Raw genomic sequence first — 20,143 nt, 5'->3', positions numbered from 1 at the left:
CCATCCCGTTGGCCCGTGCAAGCGTAGCGCCGCCGGGCACTACTCAGGCCGCACCAAGCGATCTCACCGCCAACCCAAACGCCTCAATCGCCAGGGCAACATCCTCAGCCATCACCGATTCTGCCGGATGATGGCTGACGCCCCCTTTGCAGCGCACAAACAGCATGCCGACCGGCCAGCGTTCTGCCAGCGCGATGGTGTCATGCCCGGCACCGCTCGGCAGCGATAATGAGCGCCCCTGGACCGATTCAACGGCCTGTCCCAGCAGCTCCTGCAAACGCGCATCGCACGGCGTGGCGGCGATACGATAAAACTCCTCGGCGCTGAAGCTCAGCCCGCGACGAGCGGCAATGGCCTGCGCCTGCGCCAGCAGTTCCGCGAGCAGCGCGTCAAGCGGGCCATCCTGCGGGCCGCGAATATCCAGCGAGAGCGCAACCTCGCCCGGAATAACGTTGACCGCACCGGGCAGGCAGCGCAGTTCCCCGACCGTCGCCACGCGATGACCGCCCTGCTGTCGGGTGGTGTTTTCGATCAGCACCATCCATTCGGCGGCGGCGGCCAGGGCATCTTTACGATGAGCCATCGGCACGGTACCCGCGTGTCCGGCCTCGCCGGTGAAGCGGCAGTTGAGGCGGCGCGCGCCGTTAATGGCTTCCACCACCCCCAGCGCCAGCCCTTCCTGCTCCAGGCACGGCCCCTGTTCGATGTGCAGTTCCAGACAGGCGCTGAAATCGTCCTGATGGCGTGCCGCCAGCACCACGCGGGCGGGATCTAATCCTGCCTGCACCATCGCCTGCGCCACGCTGATGCCGCTGGCATCGCACGTCTCCAGCCAGCCCTGCGGCCAGGTGCCCGTAATGCCCCGGCTGCCCAACAGGGTGATGCCAAAACGGGTCCCCTCTTCGTCGCCAAAGCCGACAATCTCGATGGCCTGCGCCAGATGCAGCCCCTGCTGATGCAGGCTGTCCACCACCTCAATGGCGGTGAGCACCCCGAGCATGCCGTCGTAGCGCCCGGCGTTGCGCACGGTGTCCAGATGCGAGCCGAGCAGCACCGCCTGCGCCCCCTCCTGCGCGCCCTCATAGCGTCCACAGATATTGCCCACGCTGTCCTGCCAGACGGTCATGCCCGCCTGGCGCATCCACTCGCCGACCAGCTGGTTGGCCTGAAGATGCTGCGCCGAAAGGTACACCCTCGTCAGCGCATCCGGGGTTTCGCTGATGGCGGCCAGCGCGTCGGCGCGCGCCATCACCCGTTCTGCCGCCGGGCTCATTGCGGCGTCTCGCGGCGATAGTGGTCCCACGCGGCCTGCATGGCGGCACCCTGCGTGGTGGTGAATTTCAGGTAGTTCAGCACCGACTCCAGCGCGCTCAGGGTGGTCATCACGCAGTCTTTGCGCGCGTTGTAGCCCATGGTGCCAATGCGCCACACTTTGCCGTGCAGCGGGCCAAACGAGGTGCCGATTTCAATCCCGAAATCCTCCAGCATCAGCTTGCGCACCTGGTCGCCGTTGACGCCCTGCGGTATCACCACGCCCAGCACGTTGTTCATCTTGTGCTTCAGGTCGCCGAAGGTCTCCAGCCCCATCGCCTGAATGCCCTTCAGCAGCGCATCGCCGTGCAGCTTATGACGCACGATGCCGTTATCCAGCCCTTCCTGCAGGATCAGCCGCGCGCATTCGCGGGCACCAAACAGCGCGGTCGTGGCTTCGGTGTGGTGGTTCAGCCGCTCCGGCCCCCAGTAGTCCATCACCATGCCGAGATCGAAATAGTTGGAGTAGATCATCTCCTCGTCACCGTCGCGGTGGGCGTCGGTGCGAATGCCCTCCTCAACGCATTTGCGGCGGCGGATCGCCTCTTCCATGCGCGCGCTCAGGGTGATCGGCGAGGTGCCCGACGGGCCGCCGAGGCATTTCTGCATCCCGGCCGAGACGGCGTCCAGTCCCCAGGCGTCGGTCTCCAGCGCGTTACCGCCGAGCGACGCGGTGGCGTCAGTGTAAAACAGCACGTCATAACGGCGGCAGATGGCACCCAGCTCGGCGAGCGGCTGCAGCATGGTGGTGGAGGTGTCGCCCTGCACGGTCAGCAGCAGGCGCGGGCGAATACGCTTAATCGCATCCTCAACCTGGTCCGCGGTGAACACCTCGCCCCACGGCACCTCAATGGTATGCACCTCCGCGCGGCAGCGGCGGGCAATTTCGCACAGCAGATGACCAAAGCGGCCAAAGACCGGCACCAGCACCTTATCCCCTGGGCGAATGGCGGAGACCAGAATGGCTTCAATTCCCGCGCGGGAGGTGCCGTCCACCAGCATCGTCCAGCGGTTCTCGGTGCGGAACACACCGCGATAGAGCGCCATCACCTCGTTCATGTAGTGGGTCATGGCCGGATCGTACTGGCCGATCAGTTGGCTCGACATGGCGCGCAGCACGCGCGGGTCGGCGTTGATCGGGCCCGGCCCCATCAGCAGGCGCTGGGGCGGGTTGATTTGCGGAAAGCGTGCGATATCCATTGTTAAGTCCTTATCAGTTGAGGCCGCGCACGGAGGAGATGAACTGCTTCAGTTCCGTGGTCTGCGGGTTGGCGAACAGCGTTTTGCTGTCGCCCTGCTCCCAGACTTTCCCCTGGTGCATAAACACCACGCGGTCGCCCACTTCGCGGGCAAAATTCATTTCATGGGTAACCAGTATCAGCGTCATCCCCTCGGCCGCCAGCTGCTCCAGCACCTTGAGCACTTCACCCACCAGCTCCGGGTCGAGCGCGGAGGTGATCTCGTCACAGAGTAAAACTTTAGGCGACATGGCCAGCGCCCGGGCAATCGCCACGCGCTGCTGCTGGCCGCCGGAGAGGCTTGACGGGTAGTAATCCAGACGATCGCCTAAGCCCACTTTCTCCAGCATCTGCTGCGCCAGCTCGCGGCATTCGGCGGCGCTTTTCTTCAGCACCCGACGCGGGGCGAGCATCACGTTTTCCAGCGCCGTCATGTGCGGGAACAGGTTGAAGCTCTGGAACACCATCCCGACCGAGCGGCTGATTTCACGCGCCTGAGAATCCCGGTCGGTAATGGTCATGCCGCCCAGCTTGATGCTGCCGTCCTGATAGCCTTCCAGTCCGTTGATGCAGCGCAGCAGCGTGCTTTTGCCCGACCCGCTGCGCCCGATAATGGAGATCACCTGGCCCATGTCGATATCCAGATCGACGCCCTTGAGCACGTGGTTATCGCCGTAGTACTTCTGCACCTGATTAATGGTGATGAGAGGCATTGAATTTCGTCTCCAGATAGCGGCTGTAGCGCGACAGCGGATAACACAGAATAAAGTAGCCGAGCGCCACCAGCGCAAAGACCTTAAACGGCTGATAGGTCACGTTGGTCAGCATGGTCCCGGCCTTGGTCAGCTCGATAAAGCCGATAATCGACGCCAGCGCGGTGCCCTTGATCACCTGCACGGCAAAGCCGACCGTCGGGGCGATGCCGATGCGCAGCGCCTGCGGGGCGACGACGCGAAACAGGGTCTGGCCGAAGGTCAGTCCCAGGCAGCGCGAGGCTTCCCACTGCCCTTTCGGCAGCGCGCGAATGCTGCCGTTCCAGATGTCGAGCAGAAACGCGCTGGTGTAGAAGGTGAGCGCCAGCGAGGCGGCGGTCCACGGCGAGACGTCGATGCCGAACAGCGCCACGCCAAAGAAGGCCAGGAACAGCTGCATCAGCAGCGGCGTGCCCTGAAACAGCTCAATGTAGCCGCGGATGATGCGCTTCACCGCGCGCCCGCCCGTCAGGCGCAGCAGCAGGAGCGGCAGCGTCACCGCCGCGCCGCCGACGAACGCCACCAGCGACAGCAGCACCGTCCAGCGCCCGGCCAGCAGCAGGTTGCGAATAATGTCCCAGTCGGTAAAGGTGGTCATCATGCCTGCACCCCCAGCCATTTGCGTCCTGCCGCCATCATCAGCTGGCGCAGGGTAATCGACAGCGCTAAGTAAATCCCGGTTGTCACCAGATAGACCTCAAAGCTCAGAAACGTTCTGGACTGGATCAGGTTGGCGGCGAAGGTCAGCTCTTCATACGAGACCTGCGACACCACCGACGAGCCGAGCATCACGATAATGCACTGGCTCACCAGCGCCGGGTAGATGCGTTGCAGCGCGGGCGGCAGCACCACGCGAATAAAGGTCTGCAGGCGGGTCAGCCCCAGCACGCGTCCGGCTTCCCACTGCCCTTTCGGCGTGACCTGAATGCCCGCGCGGATAATCTCGGTGCTGTAGGCGCCCAGGTTCACCACCATGGCCAGCAGCGCCGCTTCCCCCGCCGTCATCTTCAGGCCGAGATTCGGCAGGCCGAAGACGATGAAAAACAGCTGCACCACAAACGGCGTGTTGCGGATGATTTCCACGTACGCGCCCCAGATACGGCTGAACCAGGTGGTGCGTCCGCTGCGGATCGCCGCCCCGAAAATCCCTGTTGCCAGCCCGCCGACGGTCGCCATCACCGTCAGTTGAACGGTGACCCACAGCCCCGCCAGCAGCTCCGGCCAGTGAGGCCAGAGCGCGGAGAAATCAAGTTGCTCCGTCATCGGCTCAGGCGCCAAGGTTTGCCGGCAGCGGGGCCTTCAGCCATTGCTCAGACAGGCCGTTCAGCGTGCCGTCCTTGATGCCCTGCTCAATCAGCGCATCCACTTTTGCCTTCAGGGCCGGTTCGTTTTTCTTCAGGCCAATAAAGCACGGCGAATCTTTCAGCATAAAGCTCGGCACGGGGGCTTTATCCGCGTTCTGGCGCGAAATAGCCGCCACCACGAGGTTGCCGGTTGCCACATACTGCACCTGTCCGGAGAGGTAGGCGGAGAGCGTGGTGTTGTTATCTTCGTAGCGCTTCACGTCCGCGTCTTTCGGCGCCAGGCCGGTCAGCACCATGTCCTCCACCGCCCCGCGCGTCACGCCGATGGTTTTTCCGCTCAGCGCGGCGGCGTCCTTCAGCTCGGCGCCTTTCGGGCCAAACACGCCGAGGAAGAACGGCGCGTAGGCGCGGCTGAAGTCGATCACCTTCTCGCGCTCCGGGTTTTTACCGAGGCTTGAAATAACCAGATCCACCTTATCGGTTTGCAGGTACGGCACGCGATTGGCGCTGGTCACCGGCACCAGCTGCAGCTTGAGCTTCATCTGTTTGGCCAGATAGCGCGCCATGTCGATGTCATAGCCCTGCGGCTGCAGATCGGTCCCCACCGAGCCAAACGGCGGGAAGTCCTGCGGAACGGCAATGCGAATGGTGCCGCGCTTCTCGATATCCTGAAGCTGGTCAGCCTTTGCCGGCAGCTGCGTGAAGAGGCATGCGGCCCCGGCCAGTGCAATCAACAATTTTTTCATGGTGCTTCCCCGTAACGTTAACATGAAACAAAAGATTCTTTGAATGTGATTTTGCAACTAATGTGCCAGATAAGGCGAAGCGGGGAATATTCTTGTAGAGCCTGATAAAACGCGGACGGGGCGAAAATATTCTCCATTTTCGCCCCGTCAGACTGCACCATTTTAATGCAAAGCACCAGCCTGATGCCCCATTATCGCTGTTCGAGTTCGTCCAGCTGCTGGTAGAGGGAGGCAATGTCGTGAATGCGCGGACGGCCTTTATCGAGAATTTCATGCAGGAAGGCATTCGCCAGCAGGTTGATCAGGCTGTTGACCGAGGAGTAGCTGTCATAGGCCGAGACGCTGTCCAGCGGGGCGCAGAGCTGCCAGCTCGCCAGCGGAAACAGGCTGTGCGCCTGCGGCTCGCACATCAGCAGCACCGGAATGCCGCTGCTCTGAAGCTGCTGCATCAGCGGGCGGATAATGCGCGGGCGGCGGCGAAAGGCCATCATGACTACCAGATCGTCCGGCGTTAAATCCACCAGCTCTTCGCCCAGGCTCTGCCCCGGCTGCGGCAGGACCAGCACCTGACCGCGCGCCTGCAGCAGCTGCTGGCGCAGGTGCAGCGCCGCCGGATAGGCGTTACGCATGCCGATAATGACGATGCGCCGCGCCTTCACCATGCAGGCCATCGCGTCGGCAAACTGCTGCGCGTCGAGGGCATTGACCCACTGGGTCAGGTTCGCCATCTCCTGCTTATAGTGGCGCGCCAGCAGCGTATTGCCCTGCACCGCGTCGCGGTTATCGGTGAGCGGCATCCCGCTCTGGCGCAGGGTGCGCAGCTCGTCGCGCATGTCCTTATATTTCTCATAGCCCAGACGCTTAAACAGACGGCTGACCGTGGCTTTCGACACCCCGCTCAGCTGCGCCAGCTCGGCGCTGTTGTAGCTAATCAGATCGTCAAAATGATCGAAAATAAAATCCGCCACCCGCTGCTCCTGCGGCGACAGCGACGGGTACTGTGCTTTCAGACGTTCATCCAGTTGTTCCATAGCGCCTCTGTAACTTTTGTTTCATCACATTTTGCCTTTCATTCTACCTTTCATTATGCGTGCCAGTTTACTGAAACTTTTCTTTCAGAACTGGAACAGCTTTTGCAGCACCTTGTGACTTTCAGGGTTACGAGGACGCTTCATGCAAAGTAATGTCTCCACGCACGGCATGGCCGTTGCGCCCCACCATCTTGCCAGCCAGAGCGCGCTGGCGGTGCTGCGCGAAGGCGGCAGCGCCATAGAGGCAATGGTCGCCGCGGCGGCCACCATTGCCGTGGTTTATCCCCACATGAACGGGCTGGGCGGCGACGGCTTCTGGCTTATCGTGCCGCCGGACGGCGAACCTGTCGCCATTGATGCCAGCGGCGCGGCGGGTTCTCGCGCAACGCTCGCCGCCTACGACGGGCTGGCGCATATTCCCCATCGCGGCCCCCGTGCGGCGCTGACCGTCGCCGGCACGGTGAGCGGCTGGGACGAGGCGCTGAAGGTCTCCCGCGAGATGACCGGCAAGGCGCTGCCGCTGGCCCGCCTGCTGGCCGACGCCATTGAGTATGCGCAGAACGGCACGCCGGTCACGGCCTCACAGGCCCATGCCACCGCCAGCAAATTCGACGAGCTGAAATCCATCCCCGGCTTCGCGGAAACCTGGCTGGTGGACGGTAAGCCGCCAGAGGTCGGCAGCCGCTTTTACCAGCCCGCCATGGCCACGACCCTGACGCGCCTGGCGGAGGACGGTCTGGACAGCTTTTACCGCGGCCCGCTGGCGGACGTGCTGGCGCACGGCATGGAGACGCTGGGCCTGCCCGTGACGCTGGCCGATCTTAACGCGCACGCCGCCCGGCGCACCGCGCCGCTGAAGCTGCAGCATCAGCAGGGGGAGATCTTTAACCACGCCCCGCCGACGCAGGGGCTGGTCTCGCTGGCGATACTCGGCATCACCGACCGCCTGAACATGGCGGAGGCCGACGACGCCGACACCGTTCACCGCATCGTTGAAGCCACCAAGCTGGCCTTTGGCCTGCGCGATGCCCACATCACCGACCCGCGCGAGCTGAAAACAGATATTCAGGGTCTGCTGGATCCCGCCGCTCTGCAGGCGCTTGCCGACAGGGTTGACGACGGCCGCGCCGCGCCGTGGGGCACCGGAAAAGGCCCCGGCGATACGGTGTGGATGGGGGTAATGGACAACAGCGGGCTCGCCGTGTCGTTTATCCAGAGTATCTATCACGAGTTCGGCAGCGGCGTGGTGCTGCCCGACACCGGCATCGTCTGGCAGAACCGGGGGGCATCGTTCAGCCTCGATCCGGGGCATCTTCTGGCCCTCGCGCCGGGAAAGCAGCCCTTCCATACCCTGAACCCGGCGGCGGCGCGCCTCAGGGACGGGCGCGTGATGGTCTACGGCTCCATGGGCGGCGACGGACAGCCGCAAACCCAGGCCGCGATCTTTACCCGCTACGCGATTCAGGGCGTGCCTTTACAGGAAAGCATTTCCCGCCCCCGCTGGCTGCTGGGGCGCACCTGGGGACAAACCTCGGACACCTTAAAGCTTGAAGGACGCTTTAGCGCTGAGACGGTCTCGCAGCTCCGCGCGCGGGGACATGAGGTGGAAATCTTCCCTGACTTCAGCGAAGCGATGGGCCACGCGGGCGCGATTGTTCGCCACCCCAACGGGCTGTTCGAAGGGGCATTTGACCCGCGCAGCAACGGCGCGGCGGCCGGATTCTGAGGAGAAAACAATGACGACACCACAACCCGACTGGCAGGCGTATCTGGCGCAAATGGAGTCCGTTCTCGGCGTGACGCTGGACGATGCCCGCCGCGCCGAGCTGCAGCTGCAGTTCAGCCGCATTGCAACCCTGGCCGCCCCGCTGATGGCGCTGCCGCTCGACGACCGTCTGGAGATCGCAGGAGTATACAAAGCATGAGGCTACACGAGATGAGTATCAGCGCGATCCAGCATGCGCTGAGCGCAGGCGAGCTGAGCGCTCGCGAGATTGCCCGCCAGACGCTGGAAGCGATTGCGCGCGTGAACCCGCAGATTAACGCCTGGACCGCCGTGACGGAAGCGCGCATGCTCGCCGAGGCCGAGAGCATCGACACCCTGCGCCGCGAAAAGCGCCCCCTGCCGCCGCTGGCGGGCGTGCCCTACGCGGTAAAAAATCTGTTCGACGTTGCCGGTCACACCACCCTTGCCGGGGCAGAGCTGTTAAGCCAGCGCCCTGCCGCGGCCGCTGACAGCTTCGCGGTGCGCCAGCTGCGCAGCGCGGGCGGGCTGCTGACCGGGATGGTGAATATGGACGCCTACGCCTACGGCTTCACAACCGAAAACAGCCACTACGGCACCACGCTTAACCCGCACGATCTGGCGCGCATTGCGGGCGGGTCCTCCGGCGGTTCAGCCGCCGCCGTGGCCGCCGGGCTGGTGCACTTTTCGCTTGGCACCGACACCAACGGCTCGATTCGCGTTCCGGCCTCCCTGTGCGGCATCTATGGCCTGAAGCCCACCTTTGGCCGCCTGTCGCGATCCGGCAGCCATCCGTTTGTCGCGAGCCTCGATCATATCGGCCCCTTTGCCCGTCGCGTGTGCGACCTGGCGTCCGTATACGACGCGCTGCAGGGGCGGGACAGCAGCGACGGTTTTCAGGCAGAGAGCTCGCGCGAGCAGACGCGCCCCCTGCTTGAGCGCGGGCTTGACGGCCTGCGCTGCGCGGTGCTCGGCGGCTACTTCACCACCTGGTGCGACGCGGATGCCAGATACGCCGTGGCGCGGGTGGCGAAGGCGCTCGACGTGCAGGATGAGCTGCAGTTTCCGGACGCCGAGCTGGCGCGCTCCGCCGCGTTTATCATCAGCGCCTCCGAAGGGGGAAATCAGTACCTGCCCGCGCTTCGCCGCGAGCCCGCGCGTTTTGAACCGCATTCCCGCGAACGCCTGCTTGCCGGGGCGATGATCCCCTCCGCCTGGTACATTCAGGCCCAGCGGTTTCGCGCGCACGCCCGGCAGGCGTTTAAAAACCTGTTCGCGCAGGCCGACGTGCTGATCGCCCCGGCAACGCCGCGCAGCGCGACGCTCGCGGGTGAGCAGACCATGGAGATTAACGGCCAGGCGCTCCCCATCCGCGCCAGCATGGGGATGCTGACCCAGCCGATTTCGTTTTTGGGCCTGCCCGTGACCACCGTTCCGCTGCGCACCGCCCAGGGTGCGCCGATTGGCCTGCAGCTGATTGCCGCGCCGTTTAACGAGCAGGCCTGCCTTCGCGTTGCGCGCGTGCTGGAGGAGAGTGGCATCACCGATGCCCGTCCGGCGGAGGTGGCCGCATGATAAATCACGATGACATTAACCTGCCGTGGGTGGTTGCCGAGGTAACCGCCGCGTTTTACCGCTATGAAGACGCGCTGGTGAGCAACAACGTTGCGGTGCTGGACGAGCTGTTCTGGCACGACAAAAAAACGGTGCGTCTGGGAGCGGGTGAAAACCTGTACGGGATTGATGAAATCCGCGCCTTTCGCGCGGCGCGCCCGTCCGCCGGGTTACAGCGGACGTTGCGCCACACCGTCATCACCACCTTCGGGGAGGATTATGCCGTATGCAGCACCGAGTTTACCCGGGAGGGCACGGAACGCACTGGACGCCAGCAGCAGACGTGGGTGCGGTTTGCCTACGGGTGGCGGATCGTGGCGGCGCAGGTGAGTTTGATGGTGTAACGCTGAAAAACCTGCCCGGTGGCGCTGCGCTTACCGGGCCTACAATGTCCCGTATGCTCTGTGGGTCCTGTAGGCCGGGTAAGGCGCAGCCGACACCCGGCAAAACAACGCACACTTACTTCTGAAACGGATGCACCTCCCGCCAGTGGTCGGCAATCTGCTGGCGGGTACAGACCCGCACCCGCTCGTGTTGCTGCACGTAATCCAGGAACCGCTGCGCTTACCGGGCCTACAATGTCCCATATACCCTGTGGGTCCTGTAGGCCGGGTAAGGCGCAGCCGCCACCCGGCTAAACACGGCACACTTATTTCTGAAATGGATGCACCTCCCGCCAGTGGTCGGCAATCTGCTGGCGGGTACAGACCCACACCCGCTCGTGCTGCTGAATATAATCCAGGAACCGCTGCAGCGCGCGAAAACGCCCCGGCCGCCCCAGCAGGCGACAATGCATGCCGATGGACATCATCTTCGGCGCGCGTTCCCCCTCTTCGTACAGCACGTCAAAACTGTCCTTCAGATAGGTATAAAACTGCTCGGCGGTGTTAAACCCCTGCGCGGTCGCGAAGCGCATGTCGTTCGCATCCAGCGTATAGGGCACAATCAGGTGCGGTTTTTGGGTGCCGTCGCCGCAGGCCACTTCCGTCCAGAAGGGCAGGTCGTCGCCGTAGTAGTCGCTGTCGTAGTCGAAGCCGCCGTGCTCCACCACCAGCTGGCGGGTGTTGGGGCTGTCGCGCCCGGTGTACCAGCCCGTCGGCGGCTTGCCGAACAGGTCGGTCAGCACCTGCACCGCCTTGTTCAGGTGTTCGCGCTCCTGCTGGATATCCATGTGCTGATAGTGGATCCAGCGCCAGCCGTGGCTCACCACGTCGTAATCCGCCGCCCTGATTGCCTCGACGATCTCCGGGTGACGCGCCAGCGCCATCGCCACGCCGAAGACCGTCAGCGGCAGGCCGCGCTTTTGAAATTCAGCGTGGATCCGCCAGAACCCGGCGCGGCTGCCGTATTCGTAGAGGGAGTCCATCGACATGTGTTTATCCGGGTAGCTGGCCGCGCCGATGATGTCCGACAGAAACTGCTCGGATCCGGCATCGCCGTGCAGAACGTGGTTTTCCGCCCCTTCCTCATAATTGAGCACAAACTGCACGGCGACGCGCGCCTGATTTGGCCACCGCGCGTGCGGCGGGTTGCCCGCGTAGCCGCGCAGATCCCGCGGGTAATTCTGTTCAAAAAGCGCCATTACGTCTCCCCTTACCTTCAAAATGGATTCAATGCCTGAAACTGTCCGCTTAACGCTTTTTTCTCCGGGAAGGCCAGATCCCCATGCTTGCTGGTCGACAGCCCCAGCGCCACCAGCGATTCCACCATCTTCACCGCCGCGCTGACGCCGTCGATCACCGGCACGCGCAGCTCGCGGGTCAGCTCCTGGGCCAGGGTCGCCATGCCGCCGCAGCCGAGCACGATGGCGCCGCAGCCATCCTCCTTCAGCGCCTGTATACAGCGCGCGCGCACCTTCTCCTGCGCCAGGCCGCTGCCGTCTTCCAGCGCCAGCACCGGGAGATCGATAGCGTGCAGCGCCGCGCAGCGATCGTGAAAGCCATACTGGTGCAGCAGATGACGGGCAATGATCAGCGTGCGCGGCAGCGTGGTCACCACCGAAAAGCGCGTCGCCACCAGCGTCGCCATATGCATGGCGGCTTCCGCAATGCCCACCACCGGCCCCTGCGCCAGCTCGCGCGCCGCCAGCAGGCCCGGATCGCCAAAGCAGGCGATGACGTGACCGTCCACGCCCTGCTCTCTGCCGAGCCTGACCTGTTCGAGAACGCCCACGGCGGCGATGGCTTCATCAAAGTGGCCCTCGATAGACGGCACGCCCGCGCTCGGGCAGACCGCGAGGATCTCCGTACCCGGCGCCGCTACCGCGCGGGCCGCCGCGCCGATGGTTTCCGTCATCGCGAGGCTGGTGTTGGGGTTGATCACTTGTATACGGACAGAGGACATTACGACTCCTTGTGGCCGGCAAACAGCCGGGCAAAATCAGGCAGGCACTCGCCCGCCCGCTCGAAGCAGAGGCTGGCGACGATATGTTCAAAATGGTGCATTAAGGCATCGCTGAGCGGCTGGAGCGCCTTCTGGCGCAGCAGATCCACAAGCTGTTCGTGATCGTTGCAGCGACAGCCCTGACGCCACGGCGCGCCCCAGGTGGCAATCACCAGCGAGGAGCGCTGGCTCAGACCGGTCACCATCTCCGTCAGCACCTGGTTGCCGGAGATGGCCTGCAGCTGAATGTGAAAATTGGCGGAGTGGCGAATTGCCGCCGGGCCGTCGTATGCCTCGTGCGCCTGCTGCTCCTGGCGAATGATGGCCTCCAGCGCGGCAAGGTGCGGCGGCTGGCAGCGGGCCAGCACGTCCGGCAGGTTTGCGACCTCCAGCAGGGCGCGGGTGCGAAAGATGTGCTGCGCCTCTTCCACCGTCGGGCTGGCGACGTGTGCACCACGCTTGGGCGTTAAGGTGACCATTTGCACAGCCGCGAGTCGCTGCAGCACCTTACGGATGCCCGTGCGGCTTACGCCAAACACCTCGGCCAGCGCCTCTTCCGGCAGTTTGCTCCCCGGCAGCAGCTGATGTTCGACAATCGCGGTCATCAGCGCCTGAAAGATCGATTCATCTTTGTCATGCAGGTCTGGCGCGGTCTGCAGGGCGTTTATGTTGTTCATTCACCACTCCGTCTTTTACTCTTCGTTATCGAATCGTATACATAAAAATAAAATATTGCATACAAGATTTATTATTTTGGCCTGGATCCTGCAACACCGTCTGTACTCCCACTCAACGGGTTTTCATTCACAGGAGCAGGTTTCATGCCAAACAGTCAAAACGCGCAGCAGGGTACGGCCGCTGATTCCGGTGCGGTTTACAGCCCACGTCTTTGCAATGAGGATCTGGCACCAACGCGTGACCAGAACTGGAGCTGGTACAACATCTTTTCGTTCTGGATGTCGGACGTTCACAGCATGGGGGGTTATGTTGTCGCCGCGAGCTTCTTTACGCTCGGGCTGGCAAGCTGGCAGGTGCTGCTTTGCCTGCTGGTGGGGATTTGCATCGTGCAATTGTGCGCCAACCTGGTGGCCAAACCGAGCCAGATGGCGGGCGTGCCCTACGCGGTGATCAGCCGTCAGGCGTTTGGCGTCTTCGGGGCCAATATTCCGGCGGTGATCCGCGGCCTGATTGCCTTCGCGTGGTACGGCATTCAGACCTATCTGGCCGCGAACGCCCTGATGCTGGTGGCGCTGAAGTTCTGGCCGTCGCTCTCTTCGCTCACTACCGGCGCGTTCCTGGGCCTGTCGCATCTGGGCTGGATCTGCTTTGCCATCATGTGGGTCCTGCAGGCGATGGTCTTCTGGCACGGCATGAGCGCCATCAAGCGCTTTATTGATATCGCCGGTCCGGCGGTCTACGTGGTCATGCTGGCCCTTGCAGGCTGGATTGTATACAAGACCGGTTTTGACGGCATCTCCTTCACCCTCGCCAGCAAATCCCTGAGCGCGGGCGAGCAGACCTGGCAGATGATCACCGCGACCGCGCTGGTGGTGTCTTACTTCTCCGGCCCGCTGCTCAACTTTGGTGACTTCTCCCGCTACGGCAAAAGCATGGGCGAGATCCGCCGCGGCAACCGCTGGGGCCTGCCGTTTAACTTCCTGCTGTTCTCCATCGTCACCGTGGTCATTGTCTCCGGCACCCAGTCGCTGTTTGGCCGCATGATCACCGACCCGATTGAGACCGTCAGCCGCGTGGGTAACGATCTGGCCGTGGCGATTGGCCTGCTGACGATGATCACCGCCACTATCGGGATCAACATCGTCGCGAACTTCGTCTCTCCGGCGTTTGATTTCTCTAACTGCTCGCCGCAGAAAATCAGCTTCCGCACCGGGGGGATGATTGCCGCCGTCGGCTCGATCCTGCTCACCCCGTGGAACCTGTTCAACTCGCCGGAGCTTATCCACTACACCCTGGACGTGCTCGGGGCCTTCATCGGCCCGCTGTTCGGCATTCTGATTGCCGACTTCTACCTGATTAAGCGCGGCAAGGTGTCGGTTGACGACCTGTTCGACGACACGCCAAAGGGCAAATACTGGTACCGCAACGGCTTTAACCCGAAAGCCATTGGCGCGCTGATCCCGTCCGTGGCCGTGGGCCTGGTGATTAGCTTCATCCCGGCCCTGCATGAGGTGGCGAACTTCAGCTGGTTCATCGGCGTCTTCCTCGGCGGCGTGACCTACCGCTGGCTGGCGCGGGAAGAGCGCGAGACGGCGGGCGCGACGTCGTTCAGCTCCCGCGTGGCGACGCAAAAAGAGTAACCCCCTCCCTCCGGCCGCAGCGTGTCTGCGGCCCGTTCATTGTGGCACCGTTCTTGCTGCGCCTTCTCACCCCGCTACGCAAACACTAAGGCAGGAACCATGATGGATTACCAGACAGCGATCCGCGGTGCATTTTTTGATATTGCCCAGGTCTGCGACAGCGCAGACGCGATTGCCCAACACGCGCGCTACCTTGAGGACGGGCTGCTGTTTATACAGAGCGGGAAAATTCTGGCGCAGATGCCGTGGCAGGAGGGCGAGCAGTATCTTGACCCCCACAAGGGCTACACCGACCTGCGCGGCAGGCTGCTGCTGCCCGGTTTTGTCGACACCCACGTCCATTACCCGCAAACGGAGATGATCGGCGCCTTTGGCGAACAGCTGCTGGAGTGGCTGACCACCTACACCTTCCCGGTGGAGAGCCAGTTTGCCGATGAAGCCTACGCGAAAGAGATCGCCGAATTTTTCATTCAGCAGTTGGTGAGCAACGGCACCACCACCGCGCTGGTGTTTTGCACGCTGCATCCGGAATCGGTCGAGGCGCTGTTTACCGAAGCCCTGCGGCTCAACATGCGCCTTATCGCCGGAAAGGTGATGATGGACCGACACGCGCCGGACTACCTGAGCGAAGACGCGAAGCAGAGCTACCGGCAGACGCGGGCGCTGATCCAGCGCTGGCATCACCGTGGACGCCTGGGCTACGCCATTACGCCGCGCTTTGCCCCGACCTCATCCCCCGAGCTGCTTGCCGCGGTCAGCCTGCTCAGAGAGGAGTTCCCGGATACCTGGCTGCAGACCCATCTGAGCGAAAACCCCAACGAAGTGGCCTGGGTAAGCGACCTCTGGCCGGAGCATGAGCGCTATCTGGACGTGTATCACCACTACGGCCTGACCGGCGAGCGCAGCGTGTTTGCCCACGCGATTCATCTACACCACAGCGAGTGGCAGTGCCTGCACGACACCGGTTCGGCGGTGGCGTTTTGCCCCACCTCTAACCTGTTTCTCGGCAGCGGGCTCTTTCGCCTGCCCGCCTGCTGGCAGCACAGGGTGCGGATGGGTATCGGCACCGACGTCGGGGCGGGCACCACCTTCAGCATGCTGCGCACCCTGGGGGAAGCCTACAAGGTCGGCCAGCTTCAGAGCTACCGCCTGCGCGCCAGCGAGGCCTTTTACCACGCCACGCTGGGCGGCGCGCACGCCCTCCGCCTGGACGATAAGATCGGCAACTTCGCGCCCGGAAAAGAGGCGGATTTCGTGGTTATCGACCCTGACGTAACGCCGCTGCAGCGCCTTCGCAATCGCCGCTGTCAAGATATCTACGAGCAGCTTTTTGTGCTGATGACCCTGGGCGACGAGCGCAACATCAGCGAGACCTGGGTCAACGGCGAGCGGGTGTGGTCAACTGCCCCGGTAGGTTGACCACCCGCCGGGCGCAATCACAAACGGCAGATGGAAGTGCTCGCCTGCCGCTTCTCCCGTCATAAAATCAATTTGCGCGCAGGGGTAGAGCGTGTCGCGACCGGTTTCGCTAAACCACGCGCCGATCTCCGCCACCAGCCGATAGCGGCCTGCGGGCAGAGAAGGAACGAACGCGGCGATGCGCCCCTGCGCGTTGGTCACGCCGGTGGCGAGCGTCTTCCCCTCCTGCTGGAGATGAACCGTCACGCCAACTGCGGGTTTGCCCGTCGAGATATCCAGAATATGGGTGCTGAGTGTGCTCATTCGCTAATGACTCCTTCCAGCCGTAGCAGCGTAATTTCCCGCAGCTGTTCCAGCGCGGCACGGATTTCCTGCGCGTCACTGTTCTCCAGCCGCGCGTGCAGCGCCTGTAAAATCTCTTCGCCGCTGCGGCCCTTCGCGCGGATCAGAAAGACGCGCTCGAAGCGGGCCTCGTAGCGGGCATTGCCCTCGCGCAGCGCCCGGGCAAGGTCAGCATCGCCGTCATTCACCGCGCCCTGCTCCTGGCGCGACAGCGCCGCCTCCGCCTGTGAACCTACGGGCTTTTCCCCGATGCGCGGATGGGCGCTCAATGCCTGCGTTAATGCCGCTTCGCCCCAGTTTTGCGTCAGCGCGTTTGCCGTACTGAACAATTCGTCCCGGCTGGCGTAGGGCCGCCCCAGAGCCAGCGCGTCGGCCCAGTCGGGGAGCGCCACGCAGGGGTGAATCAGCGCTAACGCCTTTTCGTGGGAAAGATGATTGAACTCGTGCAGTGCGATCATAGCGTCTCCTTTATTGTCTTCCTCCGGGTTGTTGCACAAACCACGCCACTCTGAGCGCGGGCGTGAAACAGTCGATTCCGCATAGCTCAACTGGAAATTTTTGATTCAAAAAAAGGCACGCTCACCGCGTTTGCGCACCTTAGCAGTGCACACTCACCTCTCACAACGCCGTTTTCGCCACTCTGCAGCCTGGTACGCAAATTGCTGAATGCCTTTACACCCTGCAAAAGGAGAGAAGCATGAGAGCAATCGTCATTGGCGCGGGTATTGGCGGCCTGAGCGCCGCCGTCGCGCTGAAGAAAGCGGGCATCGACTGTACCGTATTTGAAGCCGTAAAGGAGATCAGGCCCGTCGGGGCGGCCATCTCTATCTGGCCTAACGGCGTGAAATGCATGCAGCACCTCGGCATGGGCGACATCATCGAGACGTACGGCGGGCCGATGCGTTTTATGGCCTACAAGGATTACCGGCGCGGCGAGACCCTGACCCGCTTTAGCCTGGCCCCGCTGGTTGAGCGTACCGGCGGGCGCCCCTGCCCCGTCTCGCGCACCGAGCTCCAGCGTGAAATGCTGGACTTCTGGGGACGCGACAGGGTGCAGTTCGGCAAGCGCGTCGAACGCGTAAATGAAGACGACGCGGGCGTGAGCGTGACCTTCACCGACGGCACCACGGCATCCGGCGATTTTCTGATTGCCGCCGACGGCAGCCACTCGGCGGTTCGTCCGTACGTGCTGGGATATACCCCCGAGCGCCGCTACGCCGGGTACGTAAACTGGAACGGGCTGGTGAAGATTGATGAAGAGATCGCCCCGGCGCACCAGTGGACCACCTTCGTTGGCGAAGGCAAACGCGTGTCGCTGATGCCCGTCTCCGGCGGTCGTTTCTACTTCTTTTTTGACGTGCCGCTGCCCGCGGGCCTGGCAGAGGATCGCACCACCCTGCGCGCCGATCTCACGGGCTACTTCCGCGGCTGGGCGCCGCCGGTGCAGAAGCTTATCGCGGCGCTGGATCCTGAAACCACCAACCGCATTGAAATCCACGACATTGAGCCGTTCGACAGCCTGGTGCGCGGCAACGTCGCGCTGCTCGGCGATGCCGCGCACAGCACAACGCCGGACATCGGCCAGGGCGGCTGTGCGGCGATGGAAGACGCCGTGGTGCTGGGTGAGTGCCTGCGTGAAAACCACAGCATTACGCTGGCGCTGCGGCAGTACGAAGCGCTGCGCTGCGACCGGGTGCGCGATCTGGTGCTGAAGGCGCGTAAACGCTGCGACGTCACCCACGGGAAAGACATGGCGTTGACGCAGGCCTGGTATCAGGAGCTCAAAGAGGAGACCGGCGAGCGCATCATCAACGGTCTGTGCGAGACCATTCAGGGCGGCCCGTTAGGCTGAACGCAAGAGGGACAACGATGAAAAGAGAACCGACTCCACCCGCCCACTGCACGTTTGAGCCAGAGGACTGGCTGCGCCTGGCGAAATGCTGGCACCCGGTCGCGCGCGCCTGCGACGTCGGCCCGGCACCGGTCAAGGCGACCCTGCTGGATGAACAGCTGGTGATTTATCGGATCCACGACCAGGTCGTGGTCGCCCGTGACGTCTGCCCGCACCGCGGCGTGCCGCTGACGCTGGGCTTTCACGATGAGCACGGGATTATCTGCCCCTACCACGGCCTCCGCTTCGGGGAGGACGGGCGCTGCAACCGTATTCCGTCCAGCCCCGACCAGCCCGTTCCGGCGAAGCTGAACCTGATTAACTACGCCGTGGAGGAGCGCTTCGGCCTGATCTGGACCTGCCTGGCGTTTGACCCGGAAAACCCCGCGCCGCTGCCCACCATGCCGCACTGGGATGACGACGGATTTCAGCAGATCAACTGCCCGGCGTTTGAGGTGAACGGCTTCGCCGGGCGTCAGGTGGAGGGGTTTCTGGACGTGGCGCACTTTGCGTGGATCCACACAGATACCTTTGCCGATCCCAATAATCAGCTTGTGCCCGCCTATCAGCCGCAGGAGACCGAATTTGGCTTTGTTGCCGATTACTGGAGCTCCGTGAGCAACTATCCCGCCGGTTCACCCGTGCAGGCGCCAGAAGGGTTCCAGTGGCTGCGCCATTTTGAAATGCATCTGCCGTTTACCGCCACCCTGACGATTCATTTTCCGGGAGAGTCGAGACTGGTGATCATGAACGCCGCGTCGCCGGTGTCATCGCGGGTGACCCGCATGTTCGCCCCTATTGCGCGCAACCTTGACCTGCATATTCCGGTGGAGGACGTGCATGCCTTTAACCTGCGCATCTTCGAAGAAGATCGCCTGATGGTGGAAACCCAGCGCCCGGAAAGCCTGCCGCTGGATCTGACGCTGGAAGCCCATATTCCCGCCGATAAAAGCTCAATTGCCTACCGTCGGGGACTGAAAAAAATGGGCTTTGGCGAATTTTTCCTGGTATGACGGAGGCCGATATGCTGAGCGTAATTGTTGACGGGCTGTGGCGCGAGGGCGACAAAAGCCTCGCCGTCAGGCTGGTGGCTGAAGACGGTGAAGCGCTGCCGCCGTGGCAGCCGGGGGCGCATATTGACGTTCACCTGCCCTGCGGCGTGGTGCGCCAGTATTCCCTGACCGGGGCATGTCAGGACGAGAGCTATCTTATCTGCGTGGGCCGGGAAACCGCCTCGCGCGGCGGGTCGCGCTACGTTCACGAGACGCTGCGGCCCGGACAGACGCTGACCATCTCTGCACCGCGCAATCTGTTTCCGCTTGCTCAGGCCGAGCGGGTTTTGCTGCTGGCGGCGGGCATTGGCATTACGCCGCTGTATGCGATGGCCCTGCAGCTGAAGGCGTCCGGAACGCCGTTTACGCTGCACTATTACGTCAAAAACCGCGAAAGCGCGGCGTTTGCGCGCGAACTCTCGCAGTGCGGTGAGTGCATCATTCATACAACCAGCCCGCGCACAGCGCTGGCAGAGCATCTTCCGGCGGCCGAGGCAGGGCTTCACGCCTGGATCTGCGGTCCAGCGGGGTTTATGGAAAAAGTACGTGAGGTGGCCACGGCGAAGGGCTGGGATGACGGCCATCTTCACAGCGAGGCGTTTCAGCCCGCAGCCCCTGCCGCAGGCGGTGAATCCGGCGAGATCTTTACGGTCAAGCTGGCCTCCACCGGGGAGCGCTGGCCTGTGCCTGCGGACAAAACCATCGCCCAGGTGCTGCAGGCAAACGGCGTGGACGTGCCGCTGTCCTGCGAGATGGGGATCTGTGGCGCCTGCCTGACGCCGGTGATTGACGGCGTGGTGGATCACCGTGACAGCGTGCAGTCGGAGGCGGAAAAAAGCGCACCGGAGCAGCAGGTGGCGCTGTGCTGCTCGAGGAGCCATTCGGGGGAGCTGGTGATCGGGCTGTAAACCACCTGCACAGTCTTTCTTGCCGGGTGGCGCTACGCTTACCCGGCCTACATTGCGCAGACTTTTCAATTGGTTGCACGTTTTATTGTTG

The 20,143-nt window shown here is 63.1% G+C and carries 20 protein-coding genes and 1 pseudogene; 9 read left to right on the top strand and 12 right to left on the bottom strand.

What is annotated here, in order from left to right:
• Positions 1 to 43 precede the first annotated feature (43 nt).
• The 7 genes from hpxK to hpxU all read right to left on the bottom strand — a co-directional run bounded on the left by hpxK (position 44) and on the right by hpxU (position 6,382).
• On the bottom strand, positions 44 to 1,273 hold the full coding sequence (hpxK, locus tag GVO84_RS08070) for an allantoate amidohydrolase (protein ID WP_159513840.1): 1,230 nt from the start codon (positions 1,271 to 1,273) through the stop codon (positions 44 to 46).
• A complete protein-coding gene (locus GVO84_RS08065) occupies positions 1,270 to 2,511 on the bottom strand; it encodes a pyridoxal-phosphate-dependent aminotransferase family protein (protein WP_159513839.1) in 1,242 nt (413 codons plus the stop codon). The genes hpxK and GVO84_RS08065 overlap by 4 nt, the downstream gene beginning before the upstream one ends.
• A 13-nt stretch (positions 2,512 to 2,524) precedes the next feature.
• Positions 2,525 to 3,262: an amino acid ABC transporter ATP-binding protein gene (locus GVO84_RS08060; protein ID WP_032638731.1), complete on the bottom strand. Its 738-nt coding sequence runs from the start codon at positions 3,260 to 3,262 to the stop codon at positions 2,525 to 2,527.
• A complete protein-coding gene (locus GVO84_RS08055; RefSeq protein ID WP_071789398.1) occupies positions 3,243 to 3,899 on the bottom strand; it encodes an amino acid ABC transporter permease in 657 nt (218 codons plus the stop codon). Before GVO84_RS08055 ends, GVO84_RS08060 begins: the two co-directional genes overlap by 20 nt.
• The gene (locus tag GVO84_RS08050) at positions 3,899 to 4,564 is read right to left on the bottom strand and encodes an amino acid ABC transporter permease (RefSeq protein WP_032648997.1); all 666 of its coding nucleotides are present in this window, start codon (positions 4,562 to 4,564) and stop codon (positions 3,899 to 3,901) included. The genes GVO84_RS08055 and GVO84_RS08050 overlap by 1 nt, the downstream gene beginning before the upstream one ends.
• 4 nt (positions 4,565 to 4,568) lie before the next feature.
• Positions 4,569 to 5,351, bottom strand: coding sequence for a transporter substrate-binding domain-containing protein (locus GVO84_RS08045; RefSeq protein WP_023311064.1), 783 nt, complete (start codon positions 5,349 to 5,351; stop codon positions 4,569 to 4,571).
• Positions 5,352 to 5,542: 191 nt separating this feature from the next.
• Entirely contained in the window at positions 5,543 to 6,382 is an 840-nt protein-coding gene (gene hpxU, locus GVO84_RS08040) for a MurR/RpiR family transcriptional regulator HpxU (RefSeq protein WP_032658113.1), read from the bottom strand.
• Positions 6,383 to 6,524: 142 nt separating this feature from the next.
• Between hpxU and hpxW the strand changes: the two genes are divergently transcribed.
• From hpxW to hpxZ, 4 genes are read left to right on the top strand one after another with little or no spacing between them, the layout of a single operon-like run.
• Positions 6,525 to 8,108, top strand: coding sequence for an oxamate amidohydrolase (gene hpxW / locus GVO84_RS08035; RefSeq protein ID WP_159513838.1), 1,584 nt, complete (start codon positions 6,525 to 6,527; stop codon positions 8,106 to 8,108).
• A 10-nt stretch (positions 8,109 to 8,118) separates the two neighbouring features.
• Positions 8,119 to 8,307, top strand: a complete 189-nt coding sequence (gene hpxX / locus GVO84_RS08030; RefSeq protein ID WP_054830440.1) for an oxalurate catabolism protein HpxX — start codon at positions 8,119 to 8,121, stop codon at positions 8,305 to 8,307.
• Complete coding sequence (locus GVO84_RS08025) at positions 8,304 to 9,701, top strand: AtzE family amidohydrolase (protein ID WP_159513837.1); 1,398 nt, start codon at positions 8,304 to 8,306, stop codon at positions 9,699 to 9,701. The genes hpxX and GVO84_RS08025 overlap by 4 nt, the downstream gene beginning before the upstream one ends.
• Positions 9,698 to 10,084 (top strand): oxalurate catabolism protein HpxZ, encoded by a 387-nt coding sequence (gene hpxZ, locus GVO84_RS08020; RefSeq protein WP_159513836.1) that lies wholly within the window; start codon positions 9,698 to 9,700, stop codon positions 10,082 to 10,084. Before GVO84_RS08025 ends, hpxZ begins: the two co-directional genes overlap by 4 nt.
• A 305-nt stretch (positions 10,085 to 10,389) precedes the next feature.
• On the opposite strand, the gene puuE is transcribed toward hpxZ, so the two are convergent.
• The 3 genes and pseudogenes from puuE to GVO84_RS08005 form a co-directional block, all read right to left on the bottom strand.
• Complete coding sequence (gene puuE / locus GVO84_RS08015; protein ID WP_236545930.1) at positions 10,390 to 11,289, bottom strand: allantoinase PuuE; 900 nt, start codon at positions 11,287 to 11,289, stop codon at positions 10,390 to 10,392.
• Positions 11,207 to 12,083, bottom strand: a pseudogene (gene hpxA / locus GVO84_RS08010) (allantoin racemase). Before hpxA ends, puuE begins: the two are co-directional and overlap by 83 nt.
• On the bottom strand, positions 12,083 to 12,799 hold the full coding sequence (locus GVO84_RS08005) for a GntR family transcriptional regulator (RefSeq protein WP_010429412.1): 717 nt from the start codon (positions 12,797 to 12,799) through the stop codon (positions 12,083 to 12,085). Before GVO84_RS08005 ends, hpxA begins: the two are co-directional and overlap by 1 nt.
• 144 nt (positions 12,800 to 12,943) lie before the next feature.
• Here GVO84_RS08005 and GVO84_RS08000 point away from each other — a divergent pair, with 144 nt between their 5' ends.
• Together GVO84_RS08000 and guaD are read left to right on the top strand one after the other, a co-directional pair.
• The gene (locus tag GVO84_RS08000; protein ID WP_032649014.1) at positions 12,944 to 14,440 is read left to right on the top strand and encodes an NCS1 family nucleobase:cation symporter-1; all 1,497 of its coding nucleotides are present in this window, start codon (positions 12,944 to 12,946) and stop codon (positions 14,438 to 14,440) included.
• A 99-nt stretch (positions 14,441 to 14,539) separates the two neighbouring features.
• Complete coding sequence (guaD, locus tag GVO84_RS07995) at positions 14,540 to 15,859, top strand: guanine deaminase (RefSeq protein ID WP_159513833.1); 1,320 nt, start codon at positions 14,540 to 14,542, stop codon at positions 15,857 to 15,859.
• Here guaD and uraH read toward each other — a convergent pair.
• Both uraH and uraD read right to left on the bottom strand, forming a co-directional pair.
• Positions 15,839 to 16,162, bottom strand: a complete 324-nt coding sequence (uraH, locus tag GVO84_RS07990; protein ID WP_121425824.1) for a hydroxyisourate hydrolase — start codon at positions 16,160 to 16,162, stop codon at positions 15,839 to 15,841. The two genes, guaD and uraH, sit on opposite strands and share 21 nt — an antisense overlap.
• A complete protein-coding gene (uraD, locus tag GVO84_RS07985) occupies positions 16,159 to 16,659 on the bottom strand; it encodes a 2-oxo-4-hydroxy-4-carboxy-5-ureidoimidazoline decarboxylase (RefSeq protein WP_159513832.1) in 501 nt (166 codons plus the stop codon). Before uraD ends, uraH begins: the two co-directional genes overlap by 4 nt.
• 239 nt (positions 16,660 to 16,898) lie before the next feature.
• On the opposite strand from uraD, the gene hpxO reads away from it, so the two are divergent.
• The 3 genes from hpxO to GVO84_RS07970 are packed head-to-tail and all read left to right on the top strand — an operon-like array spanning position 16,899 to position 20,052.
• A complete protein-coding gene (hpxO, locus tag GVO84_RS07980; protein WP_121425822.1) occupies positions 16,899 to 18,053 on the top strand; it encodes an FAD-dependent urate hydroxylase HpxO in 1,155 nt (384 codons plus the stop codon).
• Positions 18,054 to 18,070: 17 nt separating this feature from the next.
• A complete protein-coding gene (gene hpxD, locus GVO84_RS07975; RefSeq protein ID WP_159513831.1) occupies positions 18,071 to 19,105 on the top strand; it encodes a molybdenum cofactor-independent xanthine hydroxylase subunit HpxD in 1,035 nt (344 codons plus the stop codon).
• A gap of 11 nt (positions 19,106 to 19,116) precedes the next feature.
• On the top strand, positions 19,117 to 20,052 hold the full coding sequence (locus GVO84_RS07970) for a PDR/VanB family oxidoreductase (protein ID WP_159513830.1): 936 nt from the start codon (positions 19,117 to 19,119) through the stop codon (positions 20,050 to 20,052).
• Positions 20,053 to 20,143 lie beyond the last annotated feature (91 nt).

This window comes from Enterobacter sp. SM3 (assembly GCF_009811935.2).
GTDB lineage: Bacteria > Pseudomonadota > Gammaproteobacteria > Enterobacterales > Enterobacteriaceae > Enterobacter > Enterobacter asburiae_D.
Note: the sequence above shows the minus strand (reverse complement) of the source record. Positions and strands in the feature narration are given on the sequence as shown.